Annotated in this window: 19 protein-coding genes and 1 riboswitch; of the genes, 12 read left to right on the top strand and 7 right to left on the bottom strand. The window is 41.9% G+C overall.

Annotated features, from left to right (window positions below; all coding sequences use genetic code 11):
• Positions 1-29 precede the first annotated feature (29 nt).
• A complete protein-coding gene (locus tag QUF78_RS24270) occupies positions 30-800 on the top strand; it encodes a TSUP family transporter (protein ID WP_289314657.1) in 771 nt (256 codons plus the stop codon).
• 53 nt (positions 801-853) lie between these two features.
• On the opposite strand, the gene QUF78_RS24265 is transcribed toward QUF78_RS24270, so the two are convergent.
• Complete coding sequence (locus tag QUF78_RS24265; RefSeq protein ID WP_289326714.1) at positions 854-1261, bottom strand: VOC family protein; 408 nt, start codon at positions 1259-1261, stop codon at positions 854-856.
• A gap of 188 nt (positions 1262-1449) precedes the next feature.
• Here QUF78_RS24265 and QUF78_RS24260 point away from each other — a divergent pair, with 188 nt between their 5' ends.
• Together QUF78_RS24260 and QUF78_RS24255 are read left to right on the top strand one after the other, a co-directional pair.
• Positions 1450-2028, top strand: coding sequence for a TetR/AcrR family transcriptional regulator (locus QUF78_RS24260; protein ID WP_289326713.1), 579 nt, complete (start codon positions 1450-1452; stop codon positions 2026-2028).
• A gap of 25 nt (positions 2029-2053) precedes the next feature.
• Positions 2054-3427 (top strand): MATE family efflux transporter, encoded by a 1374-nt coding sequence (locus tag QUF78_RS24255; protein WP_289326712.1) that lies wholly within the window; start codon positions 2054-2056, stop codon positions 3425-3427.
• 75 nt (positions 3428-3502) lie between these two features.
• Here the strand turns inward: QUF78_RS24255 and QUF78_RS24250 are convergent, their stop codons facing one another.
• Entirely contained in the window at positions 3503-3670 is a 168-nt protein-coding gene (locus QUF78_RS24250) for a Fe3+ hydroxamate ABC transporter substrate-binding protein (RefSeq protein ID WP_289326711.1), read from the bottom strand.
• Between the two features lie 349 nt (positions 3671-4019).
• Positions 4020-5153: a non-hydrolyzing UDP-N-acetylglucosamine 2-epimerase gene (gene wecB, locus QUF78_RS24245; RefSeq protein WP_289326710.1), complete on the bottom strand. Its 1134-nt coding sequence runs from the start codon at positions 5151-5153 to the stop codon at positions 4020-4022.
• A gap of 196 nt (positions 5154-5349) precedes the next feature.
• Here wecB and QUF78_RS24240 point away from each other — a divergent pair, with 196 nt between their 5' ends.
• Genes QUF78_RS24240 through QUF78_RS24230 form a run of 3 tightly spaced genes read left to right on the top strand, consistent with a single transcriptional unit; the run spans position 5350 to position 9237 of the window.
• Positions 5350-6555: a glycosyltransferase family 4 protein gene (locus tag QUF78_RS24240; protein ID WP_289326709.1), complete on the top strand. Its 1206-nt coding sequence runs from the start codon at positions 5350-5352 to the stop codon at positions 6553-6555.
• A 22-nt stretch (positions 6556-6577) separates the two neighbouring features.
• On the top strand, positions 6578-7894 hold the full coding sequence (locus QUF78_RS24235) for a glycosyltransferase (RefSeq protein ID WP_289326708.1): 1317 nt from the start codon (positions 6578-6580) through the stop codon (positions 7892-7894).
• A 41-nt stretch (positions 7895-7935) separates the two neighbouring features.
• Complete coding sequence (locus QUF78_RS24230) at positions 7936-9237, top strand: nucleotide sugar dehydrogenase (RefSeq protein WP_289326707.1); 1302 nt, start codon at positions 7936-7938, stop codon at positions 9235-9237.
• Positions 9238-9396: 159 nt separating this feature from the next.
• On the opposite strand, the gene pckA is transcribed toward QUF78_RS24230, so the two are convergent.
• Positions 9397-10983, bottom strand: coding sequence for a phosphoenolpyruvate carboxykinase (ATP) (gene pckA / locus QUF78_RS24225; protein ID WP_289326706.1), 1587 nt, complete (start codon positions 10981-10983; stop codon positions 9397-9399).
• A gap of 416 nt (positions 10984-11399) precedes the next feature.
• Positions 11400-11563, top strand: a riboswitch (SAM riboswitch).
• A 163-nt stretch (positions 11564-11726) separates the two neighbouring features.
• Between pckA and metK the strand changes: the two genes are divergently transcribed.
• The 3 genes from metK (at position 11727) to QUF78_RS24210 (ending at position 13434) form a co-directional block, all read left to right on the top strand.
• Entirely contained in the window at positions 11727-12920 is a 1194-nt protein-coding gene (gene metK / locus QUF78_RS24220; RefSeq protein WP_289314667.1) for a methionine adenosyltransferase, read from the top strand.
• A gap of 160 nt (positions 12921-13080) precedes the next feature.
• Complete coding sequence (locus tag QUF78_RS24215) at positions 13081-13248, top strand: hypothetical protein (RefSeq protein ID WP_289326705.1); 168 nt, start codon at positions 13081-13083, stop codon at positions 13246-13248.
• A 36-nt stretch (positions 13249-13284) separates the two neighbouring features.
• Positions 13285-13434 carry a hypothetical protein gene (locus QUF78_RS24210; RefSeq protein WP_289326704.1) on the top strand — a complete coding sequence of 50 codons (150 nt, stop codon included), beginning with the start codon at positions 13285-13287 and terminating at the stop codon, positions 13432-13434.
• Positions 13435-13884: 450 nt separating this feature from the next.
• Here the strand turns inward: QUF78_RS24210 and QUF78_RS24205 are convergent, their stop codons facing one another.
• Positions 13885-14403, bottom strand: a complete 519-nt coding sequence (locus QUF78_RS24205) for a gamma carbonic anhydrase (protein WP_289318282.1) — start codon at positions 14401-14403, stop codon at positions 13885-13887.
• A gap of 210 nt (positions 14404-14613) precedes the next feature.
• On the opposite strand from QUF78_RS24205, the gene QUF78_RS24200 reads away from it, so the two are divergent.
• On the top strand, positions 14614-15417 hold the full coding sequence (locus QUF78_RS24200; RefSeq protein ID WP_289314668.1) for an alpha/beta hydrolase: 804 nt from the start codon (positions 14614-14616) through the stop codon (positions 15415-15417).
• Between the two features lie 274 nt (positions 15418-15691).
• Here QUF78_RS24200 and mnmM read toward each other — a convergent pair whose 3' ends face one another.
• A complete protein-coding gene (gene mnmM, locus QUF78_RS24195; protein WP_289326703.1) occupies positions 15692-16264 on the bottom strand; it encodes a tRNA 5-(aminomethyl)-2-thiouridylate-methyltransferase MnmM in 573 nt (190 codons plus the stop codon).
• Positions 16261-17220: a tRNA modification radical SAM protein MnmL/YtqA gene (gene mnmL, locus QUF78_RS24190; protein WP_289326702.1), complete on the bottom strand. Its 960-nt coding sequence runs from the start codon at positions 17218-17220 to the stop codon at positions 16261-16263. The genes mnmM and mnmL overlap by 4 nt, the downstream gene beginning before the upstream one ends.
• Positions 17221-17389: 169 nt before the next feature.
• Between mnmL and QUF78_RS24185 the strand changes: the two genes are divergently transcribed.
• Both QUF78_RS24185 and QUF78_RS24180 read left to right on the top strand, forming a co-directional pair.
• Complete coding sequence (locus tag QUF78_RS24185) at positions 17390-17896, top strand: SMI1/KNR4 family protein (RefSeq protein ID WP_289326701.1); 507 nt, start codon at positions 17390-17392, stop codon at positions 17894-17896.
• Positions 17897-17991: 95 nt separating this feature from the next.
• The gene (locus QUF78_RS24180; RefSeq protein ID WP_289326700.1) at positions 17992-18255 is read left to right on the top strand and encodes a DUF2524 family protein; all 264 of its coding nucleotides are present in this window, start codon (positions 17992-17994) and stop codon (positions 18253-18255) included.
• Positions 18256-18339: the final 84 nt, after the last annotated feature.

Below are 18339 nucleotides of genomic sequence, written 5' to 3'. Positions count from 1 at the left end.
AGATAGTGCTTTTGAAAGAAGGGGAATACATGGAGGATATCAATCTCTATACTTTGCTATTTTTAATTATTGCGGGTTTTATTGCTGCATTCATCGATTCCGTTGTGGGCGGAGGCGGCTTAATTTCCATTCCGGCTTTATTGTTCACGGGGATTTCGCCTTCTGCGGCACTTGCGACTAATAAGCTTGCGGGTACAATGGGATCTTTAACGAGTACGATTTCATTCATTCGGGCTGGCAAAGTCAATTTCAAATTCGTCATCAAGCTGTTTCCGATTACTGTGATTGGAGCGGCATTAGGGGCTTTTGTTGTACATTTCGTTTCCGCTGAAATATTAAAGCCCCTCATTTTGATCCTGTTGGTCATTGTTGCGATTTATACGATGGTAAAAAAGGATTGGGGTAAAGATGCAAGGTATAAAGGACTGACAAGGAAGAAAATGTTACTTCTGATTGCCATAATTTTTGCCATTGGTTTTTATGATGGTTTTCTTGGACCAGGGACAGGCTCCTTTTTATTATTTTCATTTTTGATCATTGGATTTGATTTTGTCCAGGCAGCTGGGAATGCAAGAATATTGAACTTTGGAAGCAATATAGCCGCACTTATCATTTTCTTATCGATGGGGACCGTCAATTTTGCCTATGGAATTCCGATGGGTCTTGCAATGGTCGCAGGAGCATTGGTCGGAACGAATTTCGCAATTAAGAAAGGTGCTTCCTATGTACGTTTATTATTCATTTGCGTCACGATTTTACTGATTGGAAAAAATGTCTTGAATTATTTTCATGTGTTTTGATGATATAAAAAATGGCCGGAGATACAAATTTGTATCTCCGGCCATTTTTTATATCATTTTGTGTAATTCAAGTCCCAGTGAACGCCAAATTGATCCTTGACTTTACCATACTTGGCCCCCCAAAAGGTATCTTGCAGTTCCATTAAGGATAATCCTTTTTCACAGATGGCATCATATAAATACTGGATTTCCGAGTCGCTTTCACATTCGAGGACCAACGATACATTATTCCCGACTTGAAGGGGATTGCCTGGAAACGTATCAGATACCATGATCAACATATCGCCTTTTTTGATTTTGGCATGCAAAACAAGGTCATTCGCTTCTTCAGGTGTTGGGAAACCAGCTTCACCGTAAGTTTGCAGGTCGGTAATCTCTGCTTGGAATACCTCTGCATAAAAGGCTAATGCGTCCTTTGCTTGTCCATCGAACATTAAATAGGGGGTAACCTGATTTTTCATATGAATCCTCCTTCTTGTACATGACTTTCATTTCGACGGAGATATCTTATCCTCCTTTATTTCATCACAGGGAATATGATTTGTGTGTTTTTTATTATAAAAACTTGCCTGACGAACGTTCGTTAGGGTATGATAGGTTTATCAGAAATACAAAAAAGAATATTCGGCAATGAAAGGTGAACCTTATTATGAAAAGCGATGAAATAAAAAAAGCGGCACTCAAATATTTTTCGATTCATGGGTATGAGGGGACTTCACTCTCACAAATTGCGGAAGAAGTCGGAATAAGGAAACAATCCATTTATTCTCACTTTAAAGGGAAGGACGATCTGTTTTTATCTGTCCTTATGGACGCCAAGGAAATGGAGCTTTCGTCTTATGTGGAGTATTTCAAAATGATGCGCAACAGTGATCCGGAAGAGACGCTATACGGATTTTTGGAAGAAATGATCAAGATGTTCCAGGAGGTAGAAAGTTTGAAGTTCTGGCTTCGCATGGGATTCTTTCCGCCAACACATCTATACAATGAAATACAGAAGGAGACTGATGATCTTCAGGTTCAACAGGAAGCCTTAATGGAAGAGATATTCCGATCATGGTTATCAGAGGGGGCTTTAAACACAGGGAATGCGCGGACCCTGACATTGGCGTATTCAGGTGTCATCGTGGCCATTATGGTTGAACTGGTTTATGCCGATAATCGAGAGCGGGTGGCGGAAAAACTTGCAGCGTCATGGTCCATTTTTTGGAGAGGTATTTCAAAGTAAGGTCGAATAGCAGGAGATGGTAAACATGTCATTAAGAGAAAAACAACAACAAAATCTACTGGAGATGGAATCGACGGGAAGGGTCTTTTTACGCTATTTGATTCCTTCCATGATAGGAATGGTATTGATGGCATTGAACTTTGTTGTCGATGGCGTGATGGTCGGCAATAAACTTGGATCGGTTGCCCTTGCAGGAGTTAATATAGCAGGGCCCATTTATACGATTTTTGTAGCGATGTCGATTTGGATTGGGGTAGGGGGCGCAACACTTTATTCACAAAGCATGGGGGCAAGGAATTATGGCCGTGCACGCTTTATTTTCACCCATTCCATCATTTTGATTACGATATTCACCGTAATCATTGGTCTGATTGCCTACGCTTTTCACCATCAGCTTGTTTATGCACTAGGGGCCAATGAAGCAACGGCTCCCTTTGCAACGGACTACATGAATGTTTTCTTGATGCTGGGCTTTGTTTTCACGTTGGAAAACACTTTAAGCATATTCGTCAGGAATAATGGCAATCCGAATTTGGCCATGGCCTCCCTTATCGTTACAGCCATATCCAATTTCGTTTTGAACTTCATTATTCTTTACGTACTTGAACTAGGGGTGCGTGAGACAGCTTATGGTACGATCTTGGCAGCAGCATTGGGGATACTGGTTCTAAGCCTGCACTTTTTCACGAAGAAGAATACGCTTCGTCTCGTCAAGTTCCGTTTTGAAAAGTCACTATTCATGATGACGATGATGATCGGTTTTCCTAGTTTCTTAGCGGAAATAGGTGTATCCGTCTTTACTATCGCTCATAATAATGCGTTCTCCCGACTTGCAGGCACCGATGGATTAGCTGCATTTTCGATTGTGAATTATGCCCATAGTGTCATGCTGTTGATGTTTCTCGGCATAGGGTCGGCGATCCAGCCGCTGGTAAGTTATTATCATGGTGCAAAAGATGAAAAGAGGAAGCGCGAAACGGTCCGCATTGCCATTTTTACCGCAATGGGGGCAGGAATATCCATTACCCTCATGGGACAGGTTGCCGCTCCTTTCATCGTGAATTTATTCGGTGATTTTTCAAGTGACGTTAAAGAACTTGCTACAATTGGAATTAGGATCTTCTTTAGCGGCTATATCCTAATGGGTGTCAACTTTGTCATGATGACCTATTTCCAATCAATTGGGCAAGTGAAGATGGCCGCCTGGATCACGATTGGGCGAGAGTTCATTTTCATGCTGATATTCTTGCTGACATTACCGCTTATATTCGGGACGAATGCAGCATGGCTGGCCATTCCATTATCAGAGGTGGTCATATTCTTAACAGTCCTACTTTATTTAAAAAGAAAAGGTTCGAAAATTTGGGGAAAAGCCCAGTTCAATAAAATGATAAATTGAGGATCACCCATTTTGGTGGTCCTTTTTATGCAAGGACTTAGTAAGGGAGATAAATTTAAATATCATATATTAGTTTTAAGCTTTATCAAAACACTCTTCACAGATGAAACTTCCTTCATTTTTTAAATATGCTTTTATTTCAGTCATCCCTCTACGCTTCGGATAACGCATTTTCACAAGAACAACTTCATCGCCTTTAATTTCTTTTCCACAATTAATACACTTTGGGTCTTCCCCGAACATTTAAACACCTCCAAGCAATGTAAATTTTTAAATCCAATGAACTTTGATATATCAAAACTATCATAAGTATCTGCCATTTCAAATACAAATTAATAGTGGTTTTTTGTCCTTCATTGCTTTAACTATTTTTGCGTCCCCTTTCGTAAATGATTCAAGTGATGACCCAGAATGTTAATGCTGGCGTGGATTCAATAAAAGAAATAGCTGTTATTTCGGGATAAGGGCAAATAATAGGTGTGCCGCGACTGAACAGATTTCCGAAGGTGCTCAAGTATAGACCTAACTAATTGGAAAAAGCCTGCCGGTAAAGTGGCAGGCTGATTTAATCATCTTTTTTATTGAACCATTTTCATATTGGAAGGGGGGATTTCATACTATGCTTTAATAGGATTTCAACAATCCGCTTTGAAGCAAGTCCATCTCCATATGGGTTGGAAGCTGTGGCCATTTTTTTATAGGCCTCTTCACTCGTAAGTAGGTCATTTGTTAATTGGTAAATTCTTTCTTCTTCGATCCCTGCCAATAATAGAGTGCCAGCTTCTATTCCTTCCGGCCGTTCCGTCGTATCGCGCAATACCAGAACTGGGACACCCAGTGATGGGGCTTCTTCTTGCACCCCTCCGGAATCTGTCAGGATCAGATGGGATCGCGCAGCGAAATTATGGAAATCAATCACCTCTAAAGGTTCGATTATATGCAGCCTATCGTTATCGTTGAAAATCTCATGAGCGATTTCGCGAACGACTGGGTTTTTATGAATCGGAAAAACAACTTGGATATCCCCATGTTCATCAAGAAGCCGTTTCACGGAACGGAATATTCCTTGCATGGGTTTTCCGATATTTTCACGACGGTGTACGGTCATCAATAGCATTCTATCGCCATTCAACCCGGAGAGGATCGGATGAGTGTAGTCTTTTTGTATCGTTGTTTTCAAGGCATCGATGACAGTGTTACCGGTAATGTGGATACGGTCATTCTGTTTGTTTTCCATTAGGAGATTTTCAGCAGCCTTCTTGGTCGGTGCAAAGTGCAAGTCAGCCAGGACTCCAGTCAACTGTCGATTCATCTCTTCAGGGAACGGTGAATGCTTATTCCAGGTACGGAGACCAGCTTCAACGTGACCAACCTGTATCTTATTATAGAAAGCAGCCAAGCTTGCGATGAAAGTTGTCGTTGTATCCCCATGAACGAGGACGATATCCGGTTTTATATTTTTCATGAGCGAACTCAACTTTTCAATGCCTCGAGTTGTAATTTCTTCTAATGTTTGCCTATCCTTCATCATATCCAAATCGTGATCTGGCTTTATTTGAAAACATTGCAAGACTTGGTCGAGCATTTCCCTATGCTGGGCGGTGACCACCACGATGGTTTCTATTTCTTCTTGATGTTTTTTCAGTTCCAATACGACGGGTGCCATTTTGATGGCCTCCGGTCTTGTACCAAATACGGTCATGACCTTTAAACGTTGTTTAGGCATGCTCATTTCCTCCCCTTCTAAATGTCCTCCCCATTATAGCGGGAAGTTCATGGAAAATATAAAAATGAAACAATAATTAACGGAATATTTACAATATTAATAAGGACTTTATATTTCTTTAACTTTCAGTTAATATCTGGCATTTACAATGAAAAGCAGGAACATAACAACCCAAGAATAGAGGTGATAGGCGAATATGAAAAGCGTCCTGATGATCGTGCAAAACTTTTATCCGGAAATCGGAAGTGCGGGAAATAGAATGAAAAATATATATCTCCATTTGAAAAGAAACGGATTTGAGGTAACGGTCATCACATTGAAGCCGAGTTATCCTAATCAAAGTTTATATCAAGATACAAAGTTTTGGGATGAAGATAGCATTGAAGAAGATGTCATCAGGATAAAGCCGGACAAAGTGAAGCGGTATACAAGCAATATGGGAAAGCGGTTGCTTCATTATCTTGAAGCGATGTGGCTTTTCATTTATACAATCATCCGTCTCGAAAAAAAATATGATTATGTGTTTGCCACGACCCCGCCGATCTTCCCGACATTGGCGGCGTTGATCGCCAAGAAAAAGATGAAGGCGAAACTCATTACCGATGTCAGGGATTTATGGCCGGAATCGTTGATAGGAGTAGGAGTGTTTACAAATAAGTGGGTTTTGAAAATCGCTTTCTTTCTGGAAAGGAAGCTATATCGGCATTCGGATTTTATCATAATCAATAGTCCTGGATTCAGGGATTATATCGTTTCAAAGGGAGTCAAGGAGGATACCATCCAATTCATCCCTAATTCGCTTACTGCGGATGAGCTGACTTTAAAGAATTTGCTTACACCCGTATCGGAAAAAATAATCAAGGTCGTTTATACAGGGAATATTGGACTGGCTCAAGACCTGAAAAAACTGATAGCCGTGGCTGAAAAGCTAAGGGAACATAAGCAAATCGAGTTCTCGATGATCGGATATGGATATCGGGTATCCGAAGTGGAGAAGGAGATCGGATCTAAAGGGCTGACTAATATAAAGGTGATTAATGCGATGAATAGAAGAGTGACTCTTCATGAAGTTTCAACTTCTCACATTGCATATGTAAGCTTGGTTGAAAAAGAGGTCTTCAACAAGGTGCTGCCTGGTAAAATCATCGATTATATGTGTGTCGGAAAGCCCATTGTCGGTGATGTTGCTGGAAGGGCCAAGAAGATGCTCACAGAGGCGAAATGCGGGTTGGTGGCAGACAGCCGAAATGTTGATGAAATCAGTCAGCATATCCTGACCATGGCCTCAGATCCAGCCCTTCGTAAAGAACTGGGGGAAAACGGTTATCAGTATGCTAAACAACATTTTCAATGGTCCAAAAATATTAAAGGTCTCATCAACGTGATGGAAGCGTCAGGCTGAAAATCTGGAATTGGAGGACAACATGGCGAAGAAAGTATGTATGTTTGTGTGGAATCACTTTACGAACGATGCAAGGGTTCTAAGAGAATGCACAGCACTTACTGAAGCGGGTTATGAAGTGGATTTGATTGCCATTCATAACTGGAAGATCAAGGATTTGCCCAAAAAGGAGAAACATCAAAATGGTTTCACTGTCACTAGGGTGAATAACCGCTGGGAGGCGCTTCATAGGATTCTCAGGATCGTAGGCAAATTGAAGAAAAAGAAGTTTGAAATCGTTCTACTGGCATTATTGGTTTGGAATACGTTGTGGAACTTAAATTTGATCAATGGCTGGGTGGGATCGGGAATATTGTTCGGTTCCCTTGCACTCCTTGCGATCGGCACCTTGATCATGAGTAAAACGAAGCTGCCGACCCTATTAACAAGGAGCTACATTTTTGGTCAAATGATCCACCATGGCCGGAAAAGGAAATATGATTTTTATCATTCGAATGACTTGAATACGCTAATGCAGGGAGCGATCAGCAGTAAATGGTTAAGGCGAAAAAAGCTGATATATGACTCACATGAGGTACAAACGAGCAGAACGGGATATAATAGCCGACTTTACGGGATGATGGAGAAATTCCTATTAATATTTGTTGATGAAATGATTGCCGAAAACCATACGAGAGCTAAATATAACGAAGACTTATATGGTTTATATCCCAATGTGGTCCATAACTACCCAATTCCAACCAATCCGGAGGAAAGTACGGCCGTGAATTTGCATGAGCTGCTCGATTTGCCAGCGAATGAGCCGATATTGTTATACCAAGGCGGCGTTCAAATGGGCAGAGGTTTAGAGCAATTGGTTGATGCTGTACCGATGATAGAGGGTGGGACAGTGGTTTTTATAGGAGATGGAAGAATCAAGGATGATTTGATGAAAAAAGTAAGCGACATGCATCTGGAACATCGTGTGAAGTTCTTACCGAAGGTTCCGGTCGACGAGCTGCTCCATTATACGAAAAATGCGTATTTAGGTTTTCAGGTATTGAATAATGTCTGTTTTAATCACTACTCCGCTTCTTCAAATAAATTGTTTGAATACATGATGAGCGGTGTGCCTGTGGTTGCCTGTAGTTTTCCTGAAATTCAAAAGGTGGTCGATGCGGAACAGATTGGCGTGTGTGTCGATTCACATGATCCAAAGTCAATTGCCGAAGGAGTCAATTACCTATTGAAACATCCTGAAAAAAGGGCGGAAATGAGCAGTAATTGCCTGAATGCCCGGCAAAAATACAATTGGAAACAAGAGAAGGAAATCTTTATCGATATTTATCAATCTGCCTAACAAAACGAGTGTAGCAGAAAAATAGGATAGGAGTGGTTAATATGAAACTTTGTACAATGGGACTAGGTTATATAGGGCTTCCAACTTCTTTAATGTTTGCGAAACACGGTGTCGATGTTATCGGCGTGGATATCCAGCCTGAGGTTATCTCCAATTTGAATAATGGTAAGCTCCATATCGAAGAACCTGGACTGGAGCAGGTATTACATGAGGTACTTATTTCCAATAAGTTTCGAGCTGCTTTAAGCCCGGAACATGCTGATGTTTTCATTATTGCAGTCCCTACTCCAAATAAAGATGATATGCATCAATCATGTGATTTAACCTACGTCTTAGAAGCGACATCCACCATTCTTCCTTTTATCAAAAAGGGAAATGTCATCATTATCGAATCGACGATTGCGCCAAGAAGCATGGATGATCATATCAAACCGATGATAGAAATGACGGGCCTCACGATCGGTAAAGACATCTTCCTCGTTCATTGCCCGGAACGTGTTTTACCTGGAAGGATTCTTGAAGAGTTAGTTCATAATAATCGTATCGTCGGAGGGATTACGGAAACATGTTCTTATAAAGGGAGCTTAGTTTATGAAACCTTCGTTCAAGGTGAAATCATTCAGACGGATGCGAAAACGGCGGAAATGTCCAAGCTGATGGAAAATACTTTCCGGGATGTCAATATCGCCCTTGCCAACGAGCTGGCGAAAGTCTGCTTCCAGCTGGACATCAATGTCTTGGATGTCATAGGGATGGCAAACAAGCACCCACGTGTCAATATTCACCAACCAGGCCCTGGAGTCGGGGGACATTGTTTAGCAGTCGATCCGTATTTCGTCGTAGCAAAGGCACCAGAGTATGCGAGAATCATTAAATTGGCCCGTGATACGAACGTATCGATGCCTTATTACATTGTCAATTGCGTAAGAATGATGCTCGAGGGAATCCGTCATCCAAAGGTAGCGGTTTTCGGACTTTCATACAAAGGAAATGTAGATGATATTCGTGAAAGTCCCGCCATTGATGTCGTCAATATCTTGATGGGAATGGAAAATGTGGATGTAGCCTTGCATGATCCGCATGTTCAATCTGGGAAAATGCCAATCGTTTCAGTGGAAGATGCTGTAAAAGGTGCCGACTTGATACTTGTCCTGACCGACCATGATGAATTTAAACGGATGGATTATGATAAGCTATCGGATCTTATGGCCAATAAATTGATTTTGGATACTCGGAATTGCATTGATGCGAACGAAACCGATGTCCCGGTGGCCAACCTGGGCAATATATATCAATACAAAACGATGTCCATGAAAAAAGCCAGGAATAAAGCGATCATCTAAAAACTTGGACAAACATCAATAATGGAATAAGGATAAAGGGGGCGCTGACTATGGACAGTGCCCTTTTTGTGGTTGAAAGTCAAGCTCTGCAACTGGCACGGGGGGGAGCAAAATGAAGAAAGGACCAAGCAAGAGCTTGGTCCTTTTGTGTACAATTTATTAAGCTGTCGGTCCGCCAAGTTCTTCGATTTCACTTGGAACGCTACCGAATTTCTTGAAGTTTGCACGGAATTGAGCTGCAAGAGCTGTTGCTGCTTGTTTATAAGCCGCAGGATCTGCCCAAGTCTTGATTGGTTGAAGCACTTCGTCAGGAACTCCAGGAACATGAAGCGGGATATCCAAACCGAAGATTTCATCTTTGATCGTTTCGATGTTCGCTAATTCACCTTCAAGTGCCGCTTGTACCATCGCACGAGTGTAAGCAAGTTTCATACGGCTTCCGGTTCCGTATGCTCCGCCAGTCCACCCAGTGTTGACAAGGTATACCTTTGCATTGTGCTCGTCAATTTTATCACCAAGCATCTCAGCATAGCGTTGAGCGGGAAGCGGTAAGAACGGTGAACCGAAGCAAGTGGAGAATGTAGCTTCCGGTGAAGTTACCCCTCTTTCAGTACCAGCCAATTTACTAGTGTAACCACTTAGGAAATGGAACATTGCCTGTTCTTTGGAAAGCTTGCTGATTGGAGGCAGAACGCCTGAAGCATCAGCTGTTAAGAAAATGATTGTATTTGGGTGTCCTGCAATACTTGGGTTCACGATGTTATCGATCGCTTGCATTTGGTATGCAGCACGGGTGTTTTCAGTCAATGAACTATCATCATAGTCCGCTTCACGTGTATCCGGATCCACAACTACATTTTCCAATACGGCACCGAAGCGGATCGCATCGAAAATTTGTGGTTCTTTTTCACGTGAAAGGTTGATCGTTTTCGCATAGCAGCCACCTTCGATGTTGAATACGCCGTTAGAAGACCAGCCGTGCTCGTCATCGCCAATCAGTTTACGGCTAGTGTCTGCGGATAAAGTTGTTTTACCTGTTCCAGACAGTCCGAAGAATAAAGCGACGTCTCCTTCACGTCCTACGTTAGCAGAGCAATGCATTGGAAGGATTCCAGCCTCTGGAAGTAAGTAGTTCATGATCGAGAAGATCGATTTTTTCATTTCTCCTGCATATTCCGTTCCGCCGATCAGGATGGTACGGCGTTCAAATGAAACGATGATGAAAGTTTCGGATGAAGTCCCGTCCACCTCTGGGTCTGCTTTGAAATTAGGTGCCGAAAGAATTGTGAATTCAGCTTCGTGACCTCTTAATTCCTCTTCGTTCGGACGGATGAACAAAGTATGGGCAAAAAGATTATGCCAAGCATATTCATTAACAACTCGGATGGGAAGACGTGATGATTCGTCTGCACCAGCGAAACCTTTGAAAACGAAAATCTCTTCTTTTGCTTTTAGGTAGTCAACTACTTTATTATATAGTTTATTGAAAACATCTTCAGAAATTGGCTGGTTCACTGAACCCCAATCGACTTTATCCTTAACGGATGATTCTTCCACGATATATTTATCTTTAGGTGAACGACCAGTATACTTGCCGGTTTCAGCTTTTACTGCACCAGTTGATGTTAGTACGCCTTCATTTCTGCTTAATACTTTTTCGACCAATTGAGGAACTGAAAGTTGAGTTTGAACATTGTTTCCTGTTAATAACTGGTGTAACTCATTAGAAACATCTACAGAATTCATATATGAGGTACCTTCCTTTGTTTAAGTTTTTATATTACAATTAGTATAACACATTCATTTAAATAGTCTATACTATTTCTTTTAATTTGTGATTATTTTCAACTGGTTTCGTTAATCATTTTTCCTTATTAAGGCGCAGGAACCGAGTCAATACAATTGCATATACTTACATGGAGTGAAAATTTTATTTTAAATAGGAAGTAATTAAGCAACATATTTCTAATTGGCCATTCCTGTTAGTATGCTTTATTTTCTATTATTAATGGCAATTTTCAACATTTCTATTCGCCTTCTACCTTGGAAACCCTTTGAAGACGCTGAAACAACCCATTTTTTCAAGTGGGCGGATATGTTCTTTTTAGAAAAACATTGACAAGTTCCAACCTGATACGATATTATCTTAAATTGTACGGATTCTCTTATCCCGAGTTGGTGGAGGGACAGGCCCTTTGAAACCCAGCAACCTGCCATATTGAACTTGACTCCAAGATCGATCGCCGAAAATAAAGCGATGGTTCTTCAAGGAATAGTGGTGATGGTGCTAACCTGAGCAAGGTAAAAAACCCTTGAACGATAAGAGTGAAAGGATAGAAGACAGAATTTTAAACCTTTCCTCATTTGCCAGGGAAGGTTTTTGTGTATTTATAAGTAATTCTGTGTCTATAGTTGAAACTAATGAGGGAAACGAGTTCCGTAAAAAATCAGGCTTATGCCTACAACATACTAACTTCCAAGGAGGAAATATGATGTCAAAGAAACGTCTATTTACTTCTGAATCTGTTACAGAGGGCCATCCGGACAAAATTTGTGATCAGATTTCAGATTCCATTTTAGATGCTATCCTTGCTAAGGATGCAAATGCACGTGTTGCGTGTGAAACAAGTGTAACAACAGGTCTTGTGCTTGTTGCTGGTGAAATTACAACATCCGCTTACGTGGATATTCCGCGTATCGTTCGTGATACCATTGCAGGAATTGGTTACACACGTGCGAAATATGGTTTCGATGCTGAAACTTGTGCTGTATTGAGTTCCATTGATGAGCAGTCTGCTGATATCGCAGCTGGCGTCGATAAAGCATTGGAAGCTCGTGAAGGAAACATGTCAGAGGAAGAAATCGATGCAATCGGTGCAGGGGACCAAGGTCTTATGTTCGGATTTGCTTGTAATGAAACAGAAGAGCTTATGCCACTTCCGATTTCCTTGGCACATAAACTTTCATTCCGCTTGGCTAAAGTTCGTAAAGATGAAACTCTTGCTTACTTACGCCCTGATGGTAAAACACAGGTAACTGTGGAGTATGATGAGAATAACCGTCCTGTACGTGTAGATACGATCGTTATCTCTACACAGCATGATGCAGAAATTACGCTTGAACAAATTCAAGCCGATATAAAAGAACATGTGATTAAAGCAGTTGTTCCAGCTGAATTGATCGATGCTCAAACTAAGTACTTCATCAACCCGACCGGCCGTTTCGTAATTGGCGGACCTCAAGGGGATGCTGGTCTTACTGGACGTAAAATCATCGTTGATACGTACGGCGGATACGCTCGTCACGGCGGTGGTGCATTCTCTGGTAAGGATGCTACTAAAGTTGACCGTTCTGCGGCATATGCAGCGCGTTACGTTGCGAAAAACATCGTTGCCGCTGGCCTTGCTGACAAAGCGGAAGTTCAATTGGCATACGCAATTGGTGTGGCAGAGCCTGTATCGATCTCGATTGATACATTCGGAACTGGTACAGTTAGCGAAGAAGTCCTAGTTGACCTAGTTCGTGCAAACTTCGACCTTCGTCCAGCTGGTATCATCAAAATGCTTGATCTTCGTCGCCCAATCTACAAACAAACAGCTGCATACGGACATTTTGGCCGTACAGATGTCGATCTTCCATGGGAACGCACGGATAAAGCAGAAACATTAAAAGCACAAGCATAATCCATAAAAAAAGGTGTCCCGCAACAGCGGGGCACCTTTTTTTATGGATTAATTTTGCCTTCAGGGGGAATAATTCAAGAAATCGATAGTTACTCTTGAGTTTGGAGCTTTCTCGTGAATTGGAGCAAATACTCGCGTGTTATGTGCGTTTACTCGTGGATTGGAGCAAATACTCGCGTGTTATGTGCGTTTACTCGTGGATTGGAGCAAATACTCGCGTGTTATGTGCGTTTACTCGTGGATTGGAGCAAATACTCGCGTGTTATGTGCGTTTACTCGTGAATTGGAGCAAATACTCGCGAGTTATGTACGTTTACTCGTGAGTTAGGAGTATTTACTCGCGAAATTAGCATTTACTCGTGAAATGGGAGCAAATACTCGTGAGTTATGTGCTTTTACTCGTGAGTTAGGAGCAAATACTCGTGAAATGGGAGCAAATACTCGCGAGTTAGGAACGTTTACTCGTGAATTGGAGCAAATACTCGTGAGTTATGTACGTTTACTCGTGAGTTAGGAGTATTTACTCGCGAAATTAGCATTTACTCGTGAGTTAGGAGCAAATACTCGCGAGTTATGTGCATTTACTCGTGAGTTAGGAGCAAATACTCGCCAGTTATATACGTTTACTCGTGAGTTAGGAGTATTTACTCGCGAATTAGAGCAAATACTCGTGAATTGGAGCATTTACTCGTGAAATGGGAGCAAATACTCGCCAGTTATATACGTTTACTCGTGAGTTAGGAGCATTTACTCGCGAATTAGAGCAAATACTCGTGAATTGGAGCAAATACTCGCCAGTTATGAACGTTTACTCGTGGATTGGAGCATATACTCGCGTGTTATGTCGTTTACTCGTGAATTGGAGCAAATACTCGTGAGTTAGGAGCAAATACTCGCCAGTTATGTACGTTTACTCGTGAGTTAGGAGTATTTACTCGCGAGTTAGGAGCAAATACTCGTTAGTTTATTTTATTCGTTCTGCCGTTTTATAGTATTGTCCTTTTTCGGCATATTCGCGTACGATTCGTTCCATATCCTGGCGATCTTCTTCGTTGATTTCGCGAATGACTTTAGCTGGGCGTCCGAATGCCAACATGTTCGGGGGAATGACTTTACCTTGGGGAACGAGACTGCCGGCACCGATAAATGCCCCTTCGCCGATTTCCGCTGCATCAAGCACAATCGATCCCATGCCGATCAAAGCTCCTTTACGGATTTTGCAGCTATGTAAAATGACCTGATGGCCGATGGTCACTTCATCCTCGATGATCAATGGATTATTTGGGCTTTGGTGCAGGACGCTATTATCCTGTATACTGACTTTTTTCCCTATGATGGTTGGGGATACATCACCGCGAATGACGGAATTGAACCATATTGATGATTCGTCACCAATTTTCACATCACCTGTGACGACAGCATTTTCAGCAATATAAGCGCTTTCAGCGATTTCAGGTTCTTTGCCTTTAAACGGATAAATAATCATTTTCAATCATTTCCTTTCCGAAGTTAATGTTTTTATGTATTATTTTAATATACCGTATGCAAATACACTTGGCTATTTATAATACCAATGTACAACTTGTTAGATTTCTTTTTTGTCGAAAATCACGAATATGGTTATAATTTATATATATTATTTTAACTATCATGGATCGTATACAACAAGTGAAAAGTGAAAGGGGGATTTCGAATGTGGAAATGGGAGACAGAAGGAGACGCAAAAGGCGTCATTGTCATCATTCATGGGGCTATGGAGCATCACGGCCGTTATAAGTGGGTTACACAAATGTGGCTTTCAGCCGGATACCATGTGGTCATGGGCGACCTTCCTGGGCAGGGAATGACAACACGCGCCTACCGGGGACATATCGATTCCTTTGATGAATATTTAGATGAAGTGAAAAGCTGGATAGAAGATGCCTACGAATATTCGCTGCCGGTGTTTTTACTTGGTCACAGCATGGGCGGTTTGATCTCGATACGCCTTCTTCAGGAAGAGGAATGGGACATTGCAGGGGTGATTCTATCTTCACCATGCTTAGGCCTCATGACGAAGCCGCCGAAGTTCATGACAGCCCTCTCTCATGGTTTGAACATCGTGATGCCTAAGTTCAGGGTAGATTCCGGATTGACACCTGAAATGGCAACGAGAAGTTCTGAAGTTCGTGAATCCGATAGAAACGATACCCTATATATCACAAAAGTTTCGATTCGTTGGTATCGCGAGCTTGCACAGGCTATGAAGGATGCTTTTGAAGAGATTCCCGAAATTCAGGATGTACCGCTTTTGGTCATGCAGGGCGGAGATGACAAAATCGTGAATAAGAAGGCGGTTCGTGAGTGGTTTAATTATAATTTGGCCAGTGAAAAGCAATATAAGGAATGGCCGAAGCTTTATCATGAAATCTTCAACGAGCCAGAGCGTGATGATGTATTTCAATATGCACTGAGTTTTGTTGAAAATCGTTTAAAGATATTAGGGTATGTCGTTTGATCGGTACATACTGCGGGATATAATGAAAAAGCTGCCGAAGTGAGATCTTTGGCAGCTCTTTTGATTTGGATTAACCTGTGTTTGTAAGCAATTCGTTCGTCTTGATGACCGGTGCACGGAATACATAACAAGTATCTTTTTATAATGTGGAGGATATTGGCGAATAGGTCTAAAAGGGGGGCTTTCATATTTTGTTCCATGCACCCTTCGAGTGGAGGCTTAAACGAATGTCTAATGCAAAAACACCGTTACTAAAGAACGGTGTCATGCGTGATCATCTCTTTTCAATCGCCACGATGAATGGCGGATTGTTGGCTTGGTTGATGAAACCGTATTTCAGGATATGCGCTTTCTGTTGAGGAAAGTCCCGTACATAATCCATCAATGCATCCCGTTCTTCAGATCCCCCTGGATGTCCATGATAAATGACGAGGATGATGATGCCTTCTGGTGCCAGCATCTCGAACAGCTGTTCAATGGCCGATATCGTCGTATCTGCTTGGGTGATGATTGATTTGTCTCCGCCAGGAAGGTAGCCTAGGTTGAATATGGCACCTGTGATCTTTCCGGAATGTTCTTGCCTGATGTATTTGCTCAATTGTTCATGCCCATCGTGAATGAGGGTGCAGTGCGCTTGTAAATTCTCGGCCTTCAGTTTCGCCGCTGTGGTTTGGAGGGCTTCTTTCTGAATGTCAAAACTATAGACATGTCCGTTTTCACCTGTAAGTCCTGCAAGAAAGACCGTATCAAAACCGTTGCCCATCGTGCCATCAATGCTTATATCTCCAGGCTGAACCGCCTTTTCAAGCAGAATCCTGGCGAATGGCAAAATTCGATCAAGCTTCATGTTTGTACCTCCGTCTGATGATTTTTCCCCTGCCAGCTGTGGCGGCGTTTCAATTCGGCGTCAATGGCATTCAAGACATCCCATTTATTGACGCTCCACATTGGTCCGATCATCAAATCGATCGGACCGTCACCCGTAATGCGGTGAACAATCATTTCTGGAGGGATAATTTCCAACTGGTCACATACCAGGCTGACATAATCGTCACGGTCGAGAAACTCAAGTAGGCCTTTTTCATATTGTTTGACCATTGGTGTCCCTTTTAATAGATGAAGTAAATGGATCTTTATGCCCTGCACATCGAGTTTGGCGACTTCCCGGGCTGTTTCCATCATCATTTCGTAATCTTCCTGAGGAAGACCATTGATGATATGGGAGCATACGCGGATGCCGTGTTTACGCAGTTTATCGACACCCTCTTTGTAGCAATTGAAGTCATGGGCACGGTTGATCACCGTCGCGGTCTTTTCATGAACCGTCTGGAGACCGAGTTCCACCCATAGGTAAGTGCGCTCGTTCAATTCCGCTAAATACTCGACTACATCATCTGGGAGGCAATCCGGGCGTGTCGCGATGGAGAGTCCGACGACACCTTCCTGGGTCAATACACTTTCATATTTCTCGCGAAGCTCTGCCACGGGTGCATGGGTATTCGTGAACGCTTGGAAATAGGCCATATATTTTCCGTCTTTCCATTTATGATGCATCCGTTCGCTGATTTTCTTAAATTGGACTTCTAACGGTTCAACCCTGCTGCCCGCAAAGTCACCCGAGCCTGAGGCACTGCAGAAGGTGCAGCCTCCATGTGCGACGGTGCCATCACGGTTCGGGCAGTCAAAACCGCCATCCAGGGCAACTTTAAAAACCTTATGTCCAAAATGATTTCTCAAGTGGTAATTCCATGTATGATATCGTTTGTTATCCGTTGCATATATAAACGGGTTTGCTTGATTCAAATCAGCAACCTCCTAATTAAAAATAAAGCGCAACATATATTATACAACATTCTGGCAGCTAGGTCTTTTTTTGAAAAATAAGCGTATACTGTATACTTGAAGGTTAAAATTTAGCTGCTATTTTCAGTATATCTAATGAATGACTATATCCAATCGGGAGCTGATGGACATGACCGGTCAAGTTGAAGAAGCGATTAATCAAATGAAAAAGAAATTAGCCGAAAATAATCAGGTGATCGAAGTAAATGAAGATGGGTTCATATACAAAGCCACTTGCACCTTCAATTCACCTGCTTCGGATGAACAAATTCATTCCTTTGAAAAGAAAACCGGATTGCTTCTGCCCGATGATTATAAAGAGTTTTTAAAAATAACGAATGGATGCCGTCTATTCGATAATGTGGAATCTGGCGGGGAAAATGATTTATACAGCCTGGATGATATTGTTAATTACACATATGAAAATTCATACGAAGGATGTTATAAAGTGGCATGCATTTATCAAGATAATATCGTGATAGATGGGGAAGCCGTCGCTAAAGGTGATAAGGATTATTTAATGGTAAAAGGCCATATTGATGATTTTGAAGAAGGCGAGAAACTCCATATGGGCTTTGCCGAGTGGATCGAGCAGTTCATTTCCCATCATGGGGAGAAGTTTTGGGATAAAGGTTGATTCCTCAAAAAAAATGATAATCCACTCGTTATTTGCTCAAACTAAACAAGATGATTCCGAATCATCCACATGAGACGCGAAGGAGAGGGTTTGTAATGGCAACCAGACAATCCGTCGATCATTTTTTAGAGCAATGTGAAGGAGCTCTCCATTTTGCAGAGTTTGAATTTAACGAGGCCTCACGGCAGGAGCATTATGATGATGAACAATTTCAAAATTCGCAAAAGTATATCGAAGAGGCTTTGACGGATATGGAACGATTGTATGCCAGTTCGAATGCCCAACAACGGGATATGCTTTCGCGGATGCGGCAGCAGATGAATGAATTGAAAAATGAAATGATTTTACTGCGGCATTAAAGGGAAGCAAGGGAGCTATGGATGCATAGCTCCCTTTTTTGCACGATTTTCCTTGAATTCGAATATATAATGAAAAACCTGTCG

The sequence above is a fragment of the Peribacillus sp. ACCC06369 genome (assembly GCF_030348945.1).
Taxonomy (GTDB): Bacteria; Bacillota; Bacilli; order Bacillales; family DSM-1321; genus Peribacillus.
This window is presented reverse-complemented; position numbering and strand designations above follow the sequence as displayed.